Source organism: Campylobacter sp. CNRCH_2014_2849 (assembly GCF_025772845.1).
Taxonomy (GTDB): domain Bacteria; phylum Campylobacterota; class Campylobacteria; order Campylobacterales; family Campylobacteraceae; genus Campylobacter_D; species Campylobacter_D lari_D.
This window is the reverse complement of sequence record NZ_JAKMSW010000004.1, coordinates 71,176-84,549: the sequence shown is the minus strand read 5'-3', so window position 1 is coordinate 84,549 and position 13,374 is coordinate 71,176. Positions and strand designations below refer to the sequence as shown.

Genomic DNA, 13,374 nt, shown 5'->3' with positions numbered 1-13,374 from the left:
CATTTATAAAACTTTTTTTGTGGTAAAATACATTTATTTTCTAAGGTAGAATTATGGAAGCTATTGATTTATTAAAAAAACATGATATTTCTATGACAACTTTACGAGTGGAAATCTTGCAAATTTTATCTCTTGCTAAAACCCCATTAAGTTATGATCAATTTAATCTCAAAGCAAATAAAACTAGCTTTTATAGAAATATGGAGCTTTTTGAAAAAAAGGGTATTGTTAATAAAAGTCAACTTGATCGCAAAAGTTTTTATGAATTAGCAGATCATGCTAAAGCACATTTTATATGCGATGTATGTCATGAGATTAGTGATGTAAAAATGCCTGAAATTAAAGGGATTATAAAAAGTGTTGTGATTAAAGGAATTTGCCAAAAATGTGAGAATGAATAATGAATTTATGGAATAAAAAAGCAAAAAGCTATGCAAGATATAGTTCTAACTTAAACGAAATTCAAAAAGTTACTTTTGCAAAACTTGGCTCTTTGCAAGGCAAAATCGTGGTGGATATAGGTTGTGGAAGCGGTGTTTGGACTTTGCATTTAGCGCAAAAAGCAAAAAGTGTTTTGGGTGTAGATAGCTCTAGTGCTATGCTTGAAATTTTACAAGAAGATGCAAAAACTCATGCTATATCAAATATAAAAACTTTAAATTTAGACTTTGAAAACTTTTATAAAAACAATAACACAAATTTTGGTTTAGCCTTTTTGAGTATGTCTCCTGCTTTGCAAAATAAAAAAGACTATAAAGCTTTTTTAAGCTTAGCTTCTAAAAAAGTGTATTTAGGCTGGGCGAGTAGGCGCAAAAGTAGCTTTCTAGATCCTATATTTGAGCATTTTAACACGCATTTTAAAGGTTTTTATGAAGAGGATTTGCAAAGTTTTTTAAATGCGCAAAATATTTCTTATGAGAGTGAAATTTTTAATGAAATTAGAGTAGTAAAAAGAGATAAAGATAGTGCGATAGAAAATGCTTTGTGGCATTTGAGTATGAATGGCATTAATGCAAACAAACAAGAGTTAGAAAGCTTTGTAAAAGATGAGGTAGAAGAGATTATAGAAGCTAAGATAAAACTTTTGATTATTGATTAAATTTCAAGGCTAAATAACCTTGAAATTTAAAGTTTTTCCTGCCATAAATGGCACCACATCACCGTATTTTTGCGCTACTTGCCATTCTTGTTTTTCTAAAGTGATGATTTTATCTTTTTCAAATTTAAGATTATGGATTTTACAAGCATTATCTGAAATAAATTTTTGTAAATTTGCTTCATTTGAGTGCTTTTCAAAAAGTTCAGCTAATACAGGTAAAATCACCGGTGCGCTAAATACGCCAGCTGCACAACCACAGCATTCTTTAGTGTGCAATGGATGAGGTGCGCTATCACTTCCAAGCATAGTCTTTTCATAGCCACTAAAAGCAAGCTCACATAAAGCGTCTTTGTCTTCATAGCGTTTTGCAATAGGTTTGCAAAACAAATGCGGATCCATCTTAGCACCTACTACATCATCAAGTGTTATCATTAAATGATGTAAAGTGATAGTTGCGTATAAATTTTCATAATCTTTTAATAAATCACACAAAACCTTAGTGGTAATATGTTCCATTACAATTTTTAATTTTGGAAAATTTTTAGTTAATTTTTCATAGATTTTAGCAAAATTTGCCTCTCTATCCATTACAAAATCATTTGTTTCTCCATGTACAAGTAAAGGCAGGCCAAGCTCACTCATAGCATTTAGTGTAGGTTTTAACTTTTCTATATCAAAGCTTGAAATTCCATTATCTGAATTTGTAGTTATGCCTGCAGGATAAAGTTTGATAGCAAAAATTTCATCTTTAGCTTTTTCTAAAAATTGCTCATCATAGTCTTTAAAAAATAAAGTCATCAAAGGCGTAAAATCTTCATTTTTACATGCTTTTAAAATGCGTTCTTTATAAGCTTTTAGTGTATTTATTTCAGTAAGCGGAGTGATTAAATTTGGCATGATAACTCCCGCTTTAAAGTCTTTTGCGCTAAATGGAGCTACAAGTTCAAGCATGCTTTCATCGCGTAAATGTAAATGCATATCCAAAGGGTTTTTAAGCGTCATTTTATCTCCTATTTGAGTTTATATAAGCCGTTTTTGAGCTTTTCAAGCAAAGCCTTCTCTTCTAAAAATTTAAAAGTAGAAATGATGGTTGGTTTACTGATGTTTAACTTTTTAGAAAGTTCTTCGATATTTGCAAAGACAAAGCCATCTTCATTAGCATGAAGGGCTAAAAATTCTAAAATTTCAAAGCGTTTTTTACCAAAGATTTTTATGCATAGTGTTTTTACTTTATCATCCATTCTCTAGCCATATTAAAAAGAATAAAACTCCAAGTAATTATAGCCAAAACAACGCTAAAAAACACCCCAGCGCTCGCACAATCTTTTGCTTTTTTAGCTAAGATGTGAAATTCGCTCGTACAAAGATCCACGCAAGCTTCTATGGCAGAATTTAATGCCTCTATAATTAAAATCAAAACTAATACTAAAATAAGCACAAAATGTTCTAAAAAACTCGCAGGTAAAAATAAGCTTACAAAAATTAAAGGTAAGATAATGGCAAATTCTATTCTAAAAGCCATTTCATCTTTAAGCAAGAATTTAATGCCACTAAAGGCATAACTTGCATTTTTAAATAAAGAATACTTTGGCTTCATTAAGGATTTTCCTTTAAATTTTTACTATATAAGTCATAGTTTTCTTCATATTCTTTAGTTTGGACATTAAAATATCCTAATAAACTTGAAAAAATATTATCTTGAGATAATTTATAATCTTTCTTTTTTTGTAATTCTTGGATTAAATTATTATCTTTGCTCCAAAGAATCATAGGAACATGAGTTTGTTCTTTTGGTGCTATGAAATAGGGCATTCCATGAAGGTAAATTCCATTTTCTCCTAAACTTTCTCCATGGTCTGATACATACAACAATGAGGCATTTTGTGCAGGACTTTGCTTTAATAAGTCAATAAGACTTTTGATGATAAAATCTGTATAAAGTAAAGTATTGTCATAGGTATTAGTTAATTCTTCTTGCGAGCATTGTTGTAATTCATTTGTATCGCAAGTTGGCGTAAATTTTTTAAACTCATTTGGATAGCGCTTAAAATAAGCTGGTCCATGAGAACCTTGCAAATGAACGACTATGATTTTACTTGAAGATGGATTTTGTAATTGTTCTTTTACAAGCTCAAGTAAACTCTCATCATAATCTTTTGAAATCAATTTATGTGCTATACGATCGCAGTTTCCTTTGCAACCTCCAGAATTATTTCCAAGCCAAACACTTTGAACTCCAACTCTTTGCAAAATATCTAAAGCATTTTCTTCATAAAGACTATTGTCAAAAGTAGCTCTTTTGTGTCTTGAAAATATACAAGGTAAACTTCTAGCAGTTGCTGTCCCGCAAGAGCTTACATTGTCAAAATATATTAAATTAGGTTCGTTTTTGGTGTAAAAATTAGTATCATTTTTGGTATAACCACCCAAAGAATAGTTATTTGCTCTAGCGGTTTCCCCTATGACTAAAATCATAGTTTTGTTTAAGTCTTTTTCCATTTTCGCATCTAAAGCTATCTTTTGAAGTTCTTTTTCTGGAATAACTTCTAATTTTATATATTTAATTGCTGAATAAATTTGATAAAAAGGAGTGTTATAAACTCTTACTTCATTATAAGTTCTTAAAAATGGTACAATACTTTTTGAAAAAATTCCAAGCAATCCAAAAGCAACAAATAAAGCAACAACTAAAGTGCCAAATTTAATGATTAAATGTTTTTTGATATTGTGATATTCTATTTTAGCTTTTATAACTAAAAATGCTGGAATCACAAAAGTAAAAAATATATAAACAAAAATATTAAAATTAATCAGATCACGTACTTCTTTTTGATCAGTTTGCATAGCATTTCTAATCATATCATGATCTATAATAACACCATAATTGATCATAAAATAACTACTAATTGAACTCACACCTATTAAAAAAATCATTAAAATCTTGCTAAGATAAGGCAAAAATAATAAAGCGAAAATTCCAACTAATAGTGCAAAATATATAATTATATATAAAATAATGGAAATATCATTATTATGAGGATGTAAATTTTCGTGAATATAAGAAAACAATTTCAGATTGATACTAGTTATATAAAAAGCACTCAAAATAATAAATTTAAGCCACGATATATTAAAAAATTTCATGAAATCCTTTCAAAATTAAAGATTTAATTATAAATAAAAATGGTTAACTTAATATCTTTATGGTATGATTTTGCTTTTTGTAAGTTTAAGGATTAAATTATGAAATTATTATCATGGAATGTAAATGGCCTAAGGGCAATTTGTGATAAAAATGCACTTGATTGGATTGAAAAAGAAGAAATTGATTTTATAGGTTTTCAAGAAATCAAAGCACACGAGGATAAATTTCCAAAAAGAATTTATGAGTATCCTTTTAAACATATGTATTCAAATAGTGCTAAAAGAGCAGGGTATTCAGGCGTAATGAGCTTGTGTAATTTTGATTGTGAGGTAAAAAAATGTGAGTTTTTTGATGATGATGAGGGTAGAGTTTTAGAGCATAGCTTTAAAAATGTAGTTTTGTTTAATATTTACTTTCCAAATGGTCAAAAAGATGAAGAGCGTTTGAATTTTAAAATGAAATTTTATAATGACTTTTTAGTGTATTTAGATAAACTTTTAAAAGAAGGTAAAGAAATTATCATCTGTGGAGATGTTAATACCGCACATCGTGAGATAGACTTAACCCACCCAAAAGCTAATGAAAAAACTTCAGGTTTTCTACCGATTGAGCGTGCTTGGATAGATGATTTATTAAAATTAGGTTTTATAGATACTTTTAGGCATATAAATGGCGATGTTAAAGAAAAGTATTCGTGGTGGAGTTATAGAATGAAAGCAAGAGAAAGAAATGTAGGCTGGAGGATTGATTATTTTTTCATTTCTAATGGCTTAAAAGATAAACTTAAAAATGCTTTTATAAGAGATGATATTTTTGGCTCAGATCATGCTCCTGTAGGGATAGAAATCGATATTTAAGGTATTTTTTAATGCCTTAAATAATTATTAAGTAAAAATTGTTATAATTTCATCTTAAAACTGCAAAATGGCCCATTCGTCTAGCGGTTAGGACATCGCCCTTTCACGGCGGTAACACGAGTTCGAGTCTCGTATGGGTCACCACTTACTATTTTATATCCGCTTTTTTTGATAATCATTGTCATATTTTACAAAAAGTTACATTGTTCGATTTAAATATTTTTTATTTGTTTTATCTTATTTAAATTAAGTTTATTTTAAAATACTTATTATTAATATATTGAAAGTTATTATTAATAATTTGTAAATTTTTACATTGACTTCACACTTGTTTTTTAAAATATACAAAAAGGAGGACAAAATGTATAGACCTAAAAGCAAAAATGAGTTAATGAATTTGGTGCATAATGAAAGAATTTCTCTAAGGGATATTGATGTATCTTTGATTGATGATTTTTCTTATGTATTTTATTATTCTAAAAGATTGGATTTTTTAGGTATTGAACATTGGGATGTATCAAATGCTAAAGATATGTCTTATATGTTTTATTGTTGCGAAAGTTTTAATGCAAATTTGTCACGCTGGAATGTTTCTAAAGTTGAAAATATGGCAAGTATGTTTTTTAACTGCAAAAATTTTAATCAAGATTTATCAAAATGGGATACTCAAAATTTAAAAGATATGTCTTATATGTTTTTTAATTGTGTTAATTTTAATCATTCTTTATTGCATTGGAAAACTTCAAATACTACCAGAATGGCACATTGTTTTGAAAACTGTCATGCGTATGAGCATAGTGTTGTGAATTGGGATGTGCAAAATGTAATTACTATGGCATATCTTTTTCACAATTGCAAAAATTTCCATCATGAATTAGATGAGTGGAATATCCAAAAGGATTGTAATACTGAAAAAATGTTTGGAAATCGTGGTATTGATAAACTTTATGCAGTAAAAGGTATAGAGTTAGAATAAACAAAATTCACACAATTTTTGTGTGAATTTTTCTTTTATCTTTTTAAGTTTTTCATCAAGTTTTTGTACTAAACTTATCTTCATAAAGCGTTATTTTTTAGCTTCTAGAGATTATTTTTTAGGAAAATTTACATGAAAATAAAATTTATTACAAAAAGAGATAAAAGTCAAGTTGCATTTGATATTTTTAAAATTAAAAATGCTATTTTTAGAGCCAATATAAACTCTACTGATAAAAAATTAGAAAATGATGAATTAGGTAGGCTTTGTGATGAGGTTGTAGCTTTGCTTGATGAAAATCATGCACAAGTAGAACAAATTCAAGATAAAGTTGAAGAGGTTTTAATAAAAAATGCTTTAATCAATACTGCAAAATCTTATATATTATACCGCCAAAAAAGAACACAAATCCGCAATGGTAGTTATGATTTGCTAAATTTGTATGATGATTTAACCTTCAAAGATTCTAAAGAAGCTGATTTAAAAAGAGAAAATGCTAATATCAACTCAGATAGTGCTATGGGAATGATGTTAAAATATGGTTCAGAAGGAGCAAAATACTATGTAGATGAGTGTATTTTGCCAAAACATATCGCAAATGCACACAAAAACGGCGATATACACATACACGATAAAGACTTTTATATGCTAACACAAACTTGTTGTCAAATAGACTTGTTAAAGCTTTTTGAAAATGGTTTTAGCACTGGACATGGAAGTTTGCGTGAGCCAAATGATATTAGATCTTATGCTTCTTTAGCTTGCATTGCCTTGCAGGCTAATCAAAATGAAATGCATGGAGGTCAATCTATACCAAATTTTGATTTTGCTATGGCAAAGGGTGTGGCAAAGACTTTTCAAAAAGAGTATAAAAAGGCTATAAATGCTTTTTTTGAAATAAAATTAGAACAAAACCTAGACGAGCAATGCTTTAAAAATGCTAATTTTCAAGTTTCAAGCGAAAAAGAATGCTTTAAAGAGCTTTTAAAGTTTGACTTAAATAGTGATGAGAATTTTTTAAAACAAGCAAATGCTTATGCTTATAAAAGAGCATTAAAGCAAACCCAAGATGCAACTTTTCAAGCTATGGAAGCTTTGGTGCATAATCTTAATACTATGAACTCAAGAGCAGGAGCTCAAGTGCCTTTTAGCACGCTAAATTATGGCACCGATACTTCTTTTGAAGGGCAAATGGTAATAGAAAATTTACTCAAAGCCACGATAAAAGGCTTAGGAAATGGTGAAACACCAATTTTTCCTGTGCAAATTTTTAAAGTAAAAGAAGGTATTAATTATAATGAAAAAGATCCAAACTACAAGCTTTTTAAACTCGCTATAGAATGTGCTTCTAAAAGACTTTTTCCAAATTTTAGCTTTTTAGATGCAAGCTTTAATGCAAAATACTATAAAAAGGGTGATTATAATAGCGAAGTAGCTTATATGGGTTGTAGAACTAGGGTTATGGCAAATGTTTATGATGAGAGTAAAGAAATCACAAGCGGCAGGGGAAATTTAAGCTTTACGAGTATAAACCTTGTGCGTTTAGCCATAGAAGCTAAAGGAAATTTAGAGCTTTTTTACTCACTTTTAAAAGAAAAATTAGAGCTTGTGTATGAGCAATTACTTCATAGATATAAAATTCAAAGTCTAAAAAAGGTTAAAAATTTCCCATTTTTAATGGGCGAGGGAATTTGGATAGATTCAGATTCTTTAAAAGAAAATGATAGCGTAGAAAAAATCATAGCACACGGGACTTTAGCTATAGGTTATATAGGACTTTGTGAGAGTTTAATAGCTTTAGTAGGTTCTCATCATGGACAAAGTCAAGAAGTAAGGGATTTAGGTTTGCAAATCGTGCGTTTTATGCGTGAATTTGTCGATGAAAAAGCACTCAAAGATAAGCTTAATTTTTCACTCATAGCTACCCCAGCTGAGGGTTTAAGTGGAAGGTTTTTAAAGCTAGATCAAAAAAAATACGGCATTTTAAAAGGCATAACTGATAAAGATTTTTATACTAATTCTTTTCATATTCCTGTGGATTTTCCTATTAGTATATATGAAAAAATTCAAATAGAAGCCCCATATCATGAGCTAAATAATGGTGGGCATATTACTTATGTAGAATTAAACGGCGATGTGAGTAAGAATTTAGAAAGTTTTGAACGCATTATAAAATGTATGAAAGAAAGCAATATAGGCTATGGCTCGATTAATTTCCCACTAGATAGAGATCCGGTATGTGGTTATAGTGGTGTGATAGATGAGTTTTGTCCAAAGTGTCATAGAAAAGAAGATGATATTAAATTTGAACGCATAAGAAGAATCACAGGCTATTTAGTAGGAACGCTTGATCGTTTTAATGACGCTAAAAAAGCTGAAGTTCATGCAAGAATTAAACACGATTTTTCTTAGATTAGCCGGTGTCATAAAAGAATCCATAGTCGATGGCTATGGTTTGCGTTATGTGATTTTTACTCAAGGCTGCCCTCATCATTGCAAAGGTTGTCATAATCCACAAACACATGATTTTAACAAAGGATATTTGCAAGATTTAGCAAGTTTGTATGATGATATTTGTAAAAATCCTTTGCTCCAAGGTGTTACTTTTAGTGGCGGGGAGCCTTTTATGCAAGCAAAAAATTTAAGTATTCTAGCAAAACACATTAAGGCTTTAGGGCTTGATCTTACTATATATACAGGTTTTACTTATGAAGAGCTATTGCAAGAGCAAGCTATGAAAGAATTACTTATCTTAGCTGATGTTTTGATAGATGGGAAGTTTATTTTAGAGCAAAAAGACTTATCTTTAAAATTTAAAGGTAGTAAAAACCAACGCATTATCGATGTAGCAAAAAGCTTAGAACAAGGCAAAGTAATACTTTTTGAAAAATAAAGACTCATTTAGTCTTTTTTAACTTAACTATGTTAGAATGCTATAAAATTTAAAAAAAGGAGAACAATATGTTTGAATTAAGAAAACTACCTTATGAAGCAGACGCTTTTGGAGACTTTTTGAGTGCAGAAACTTTTGCATTTCATCATGGCAAACACCATCAAACTTATGTAAATAACCTAAACAATCTTATCAAAGATACTGAATTTGCAGGAAAAGATTTAGTTTATATCATACAAAACTCAAATGGCGGAATTTTTAACAACGCTGCTCAAGTGTATAATCATGACTTTTATTTTGACTGCATTAAGCCAAAAACATGCTGTGGCTGTGGCTGTTCTTTAAGTGATGAGTTTAAAGCAGCGGTTGAAAAAGACTTTGGTTCTATGGAAAATTTAAAAGAAGAATTCATCAAAGGAGCTACAGGAGTATTTGGTTCTGGTTGGTTTTGGCTAGTTTATAACACTCAAAATCAAAAATTAGAATTAGTAGCTACAAGCAATGCTGCTACACCTATCACTGAAGGTAAAGTTCCACTTTTAGTAGTTGATGTGTGGGAGCATGCTTACTATGTAGATCACCGTAATGCACGCCCTGTGTATTTAGACAAATTCTACGCACACATTAACTGGGAATTTGTAGTAAAAGCTTATGAATGGGCTATCAAAGAAGGTATGAATTCAGTAAGCTTTTATGCAAATGAACTTCATCCTATAAAATAAGAAAAAAGTCTCTTATTTTTAAGAGGCTTTTTTTAATCAAAGCTAAATTATCTTAAGAATAACAACAATAAAAATATCCTAATTTACACAAATAATTAACAAAAGCACTATCATATTTAAAAAATATTAATAATTATTTTTTATCATTACAAAAAATTTTAATAAATCAAGGAGTTTTAATGTCTTATTTTATGGGGGGGGGTATGCGAAAATAATCCCACTTTAAAATCATCTTATTCAAACAATAATCTTTCTTTTGTTAAAAAAACTTTCTTATCTTTAGCGACTATATCTTTTTTGGTAACCTGTGCTAATGCTAGTATAGTAACTATAAATGATCAAAATTCTAATAGTAGTGTTAAAAACACTAAAGCCAAACAAGTAAAAAATTCAAAAAATATTAGTGGTGGTGGCTGTAATGGTGGTGGTACTTGTACTATTAATAGTAGTCAAAATGGTCCGGTTACCATAGGTTCTGATGGAACCTTGGTGATTGAAGAAAGCGGTGGTATTACTACAACTAGTGATTTTGGTGTTAATGTTAATGCTAATGCTAATGCTATAGATAACAAAGGTACTATTAGTGGTAGCAATGGTATTAATATTGGACAAAATTCTAGTATTGATAGTATAAAAAACTCTGGTAGTATAACAGGTACTACTTGGAATGGTATTGATCTTCAAACTGGCTCTAGTGTCGGTACAATAGAAAATACTGGAACTATAATTGGTGGTAATCAAGATGGTATACAATTAAAAGATAATTCCAAAGTAGGCACTATTATTAATAAAGGGTATATTAATAAAATTGGCGTAAGCGGGACTATTACTCATTTAGATAATCAAGGAAATATTGAAGGTAAAGGTAGTTATGGCGCAATAACTTTAAGTTCAAGTGCAAAAATAGAAACCTTAACTAATTCCGGAACTATTAGTGGAGCTAGAGGTGTATTTTTATGGAAAGGAGATATTGGAACTATAAACAATTCTGGTAATATAATTTCTACGGAGACTGATATTGGGGGTGCAGGAATTAAGCTAGAAGGTGGTGGTAAAATAGAAAATATCACCAATACTGGCACCATAAAAGCAGAAAACGATGGAATTTCTGTATCTTATGGTTCTTTTGGAACCTTAAATATTAAAGATGGTGGTGTAATAGATGCTAGAAATTATGGCATATTTGTAAATCAATGGCAAAAATTAGGATATTTATATGTTGATAATGGTAGCATTTATGGAGGAGAAAGTGGTGTTTTCTTAGGTACAGGTTCTACTACAAGCGATATATCTATAAAAAATGGTGGCGTGGTATATGGTGGTGATTATGGGATGTATTTTGATCACGCATATTTAAATCAAAACACAACTATAGCTGGAGAAAATTCTGCAATACATGGTGGAATTGCTGGAATTTATTTAAGCAGAGGATCTGCTTTAAAAGGAACTATAGAGGTTAAAGAGAAAGGTATGATCTCAGGTGGTGAGAATGGATTTGGTATTATAAATGCTGATAATGCTAATATAGGCGGATCTATTTTAATCAGTAGTGGCGGTGTGGTTACTGGTATTTTAAATAAAGATAATGCTAAGATTACCGGAACTATAAAAGTGGATGGAGAAGGCTCTTCTATAGTAGGTGGTATAATAAATCAAGATAATGGTAAAATAGAGGGTTTTATAGAGGTTAATAATAAAGGACAGATAGATAGTATCATCAATGCTGGAAGTGGAGAGATTAGCGGTAGTGTAAAAGTAGATAATCACTCTAAAGTTGAGAATATTATCAATGGTGCTTTGGCAAGTTCTTTTTATAATAATGGAGTTTCTACTGGTAAAATTTCAGGAGATGTTAGCGTTGATAATGGAAGTATAGTTGGAAGCATCATCAATGCTGGGCAAGGAGAGATTACTGGTGGTATTAAAGTTGATAATAATAGCGAAGTTACTAATATTTCTAATTCTGGTAATGGGCTTATTAGCAGTGATGTTAGCGTTGATAATGGCTCAAAAGTAGGTAATATCATTAATGATGATTATGGAAAAATTACAGGGGATGTATCTATAGGTAAAGATTCTTCTGTAGATAAGATTATCAATAGTGGTCATGGTAGTATAGGTGGAAATATTACAAACAATGGTAATTTAGGTTCAATTAACAATAGTGGTTCTATCAGCGGTTCTATTGAGAATAACAACGGTGATTTAGAAATCAAAAATGATGGAGATTTGGGAGGTTCTATCACTGTAGGTAGTGGCGGTGGTAATACTTCTATTTCAAATGGTTCCAATGGTAATATCGGCGGTGGTATAGTTAATAATGGTAATAATGATGTTAATATAGATAACCAAGGTACAGTTAAACCTGATAAAGATGGTAATCACATTACTAATAATGGTAATGGTAATGTAAATGTAGGAGATTGGATAGTAAAACCAAATGAAGATGGTAGCTTTGATGGAGCTATTAATGTAGGTGGAAATGGAAGTGGTTCTACAAATATAGATAATATCACAGTAGATACTTCAGATCCAAATTTTGATGCAAGCAAACCTATCAATCCTGACAATATAGTTAATAATACTGGTAGTGGTGGTAACATAGGAGTAGGTAATGTTGGCTCAAACAATAATTAACACTTATATGATGAGATCATTCTTCCTTGATACTGTTTTAGATGATGCATCAAGAATGGCTTACAAACATGCAAGAATACACAATAATCATAAAACAAATAAAGACTTAGTAGGTTTTGATGCAGATGAGCATTATCACGGCTTTATATTGCCTTATTTTTCATCTAATAGCATTAAGCTTTTAGGAACAAATGATTATTCTAAAGGAAATACTAAAGGTATAGTAGCAGGTTTTCATACCTTAAAAGATATAGGTATGCTAGGAGCTTATGTAGGAACTGAAGAAGCTAATATGGATACTAAAGATTACTTTTCTTTAAAAATGCAAACAGTGTATGCTGGTTTGAAGTATTCTAATATTTTATTAGAAGATGAGATAAAAGAAGCCTTTTTTAAATTCCATACCAAAGCGGCATATACCAAAAATGATGTGCAAAAATTTGTTGATAAAGGAAAAAGAGAGGCTAATGGTAATACAGATACCTATGGTTATGGAGCAAGTATTGGAACTGGTATGAATTTTTATTTAGATGGGGCAGATAATATAATTACTCCTGAGGTGTCTTTAAACTATGAAGGTGGTTTCACAAAAGCTTTCAGCATGCATGGAGATGGAGCATTAAATCATGAAAGATATTATAAGAGTGAATTAAATCTATTTTCAAGTACGGCATCTCTTAAATGGCTTAATAAATGGCATCCACAAATTAGCACTTCATTTGAAGCAGGTGCAAGAATTAATTTTAATCCTGAAGTAGAATCAAGAGTAAATTTTGCAAACTTAAAAGCAAGTGAAACCTTAGATTTGCCAAGAACTTATCAATATGCAAGTGCGTCTTTGATTTTTTCTTTGGCAGAAGATTTAGAAATGTCATTTAATTATAATGGAACTTTTGCAAATAATTCTCATTCGCATACGGGATTTTTACAGTTTGACTTTATATTTTAATAATGATTAACTAAGCCTTTTAAGGCTTAGTGTTTAATTAATTGCCCAGAGTTTGCTTAAAACAGATTATAAAATGACAAAATAAAAATTTAAAAA

The 13,374-nt window shown here is 30.1% G+C and carries 13 protein-coding genes and 1 tRNA gene; 10 read left to right on the top strand and 4 right to left on the bottom strand.

Going from position 1 to position 13,374, the window contains the following annotated elements; genetic code table 11:
• Positions 1–53: 53 nt before the first annotated feature.
• The gene (locus tag L8X33_RS03895) at positions 54–401 is read left to right on the top strand and encodes a Fur family transcriptional regulator (protein ID WP_220566989.1); all 348 of its coding nucleotides are present in this window, start codon (positions 54–56) and stop codon (positions 399–401) included.
• On the top strand, positions 401–1,099 hold the full coding sequence (locus L8X33_RS03890) for a class I SAM-dependent methyltransferase (RefSeq protein WP_220566990.1): 699 nt from the start codon (positions 401–403) through the stop codon (positions 1,097–1,099). Before L8X33_RS03895 ends, L8X33_RS03890 begins: the two co-directional genes overlap by 1 nt.
• A 9-nt stretch (positions 1,100–1,108) precedes the next feature.
• On the opposite strand, the gene pyrC is transcribed toward L8X33_RS03890, so the two are convergent.
• The 4 genes from pyrC to L8X33_RS03870 are packed head-to-tail and all read right to left on the bottom strand — an operon-like array spanning position 1,109 to position 4,243.
• Positions 1,109–2,101 (bottom strand): dihydroorotase, encoded by a 993-nt coding sequence (gene pyrC, locus L8X33_RS03885; protein WP_263662706.1) that lies wholly within the window; start codon positions 2,099–2,101, stop codon positions 1,109–1,111.
• An 8-nt stretch (positions 2,102–2,109) separates the two neighbouring features.
• Entirely contained in the window at positions 2,110–2,340 is a 231-nt protein-coding gene (locus L8X33_RS03880) for a helix-turn-helix domain-containing protein (RefSeq protein WP_012660796.1), read from the bottom strand.
• Positions 2,325–2,696, bottom strand: a complete 372-nt coding sequence (locus tag L8X33_RS03875) for a diacylglycerol kinase (protein WP_263662705.1) — start codon at positions 2,694–2,696, stop codon at positions 2,325–2,327. The genes L8X33_RS03880 and L8X33_RS03875 overlap by 16 nt, the downstream gene beginning before the upstream one ends.
• Positions 2,696–4,243 carry a phosphoethanolamine transferase gene (locus L8X33_RS03870; protein ID WP_263669999.1) on the bottom strand — a complete coding sequence of 516 codons (1,548 nt, stop codon included), beginning with the start codon at positions 4,241–4,243 and terminating at the stop codon, positions 2,696–2,698. Before L8X33_RS03870 ends, L8X33_RS03875 begins: the two co-directional genes overlap by 1 nt.
• Before the next feature lie 99 nt (positions 4,244–4,342).
• Between L8X33_RS03870 and L8X33_RS03865 the strand changes: the two genes are divergently transcribed.
• The 8 genes from L8X33_RS03865 to L8X33_RS03830 all read left to right on the top strand — a co-directional run bounded on the left by L8X33_RS03865 (position 4,343) and on the right by L8X33_RS03830 (position 13,278).
• Complete coding sequence (locus L8X33_RS03865; RefSeq protein WP_039617114.1) at positions 4,343–5,101, top strand: exodeoxyribonuclease III; 759 nt, start codon at positions 4,343–4,345, stop codon at positions 5,099–5,101.
• A 69-nt stretch (positions 5,102–5,170) separates the two neighbouring features.
• Positions 5,171–5,245: transfer RNA gene (locus tag L8X33_RS03860), tRNA-Glu, on the top strand.
• A gap of 217 nt (positions 5,246–5,462) precedes the next feature.
• Complete coding sequence (locus L8X33_RS03855; protein ID WP_263669998.1) at positions 5,463–6,077, top strand: BspA family leucine-rich repeat surface protein; 615 nt, start codon at positions 5,463–5,465, stop codon at positions 6,075–6,077.
• 132 nt (positions 6,078–6,209) lie between these two features.
• Positions 6,210–8,489: an anaerobic ribonucleoside triphosphate reductase gene (locus L8X33_RS03850; RefSeq protein ID WP_263669997.1), complete on the top strand. Its 2,280-nt coding sequence runs from the start codon at positions 6,210–6,212 to the stop codon at positions 8,487–8,489.
• Entirely contained in the window at positions 8,461–8,970 is a 510-nt protein-coding gene (gene nrdG / locus L8X33_RS03845; protein ID WP_165955263.1) for an anaerobic ribonucleoside-triphosphate reductase activating protein, read from the top strand. The genes L8X33_RS03850 and nrdG overlap by 29 nt, the downstream gene beginning before the upstream one ends.
• Before the next feature lie 68 nt (positions 8,971–9,038).
• Complete coding sequence (gene sodB / locus L8X33_RS03840; RefSeq protein ID WP_263659185.1) at positions 9,039–9,692, top strand: superoxide dismutase [Fe]; 654 nt, start codon at positions 9,039–9,041, stop codon at positions 9,690–9,692.
• Positions 9,693–9,989: 297 nt separating this feature from the next.
• Complete coding sequence (locus tag L8X33_RS03835; RefSeq protein WP_263669996.1) at positions 9,990–12,329, top strand: beta strand repeat-containing protein; 2,340 nt, start codon at positions 9,990–9,992, stop codon at positions 12,327–12,329.
• Positions 12,307–13,278, top strand: coding sequence for an autotransporter outer membrane beta-barrel domain-containing protein (locus L8X33_RS03830; protein ID WP_263669994.1), 972 nt, complete (start codon positions 12,307–12,309; stop codon positions 13,276–13,278). Before L8X33_RS03835 ends, L8X33_RS03830 begins: the two co-directional genes overlap by 23 nt.
• Positions 13,279–13,374 lie beyond the last annotated feature (96 nt).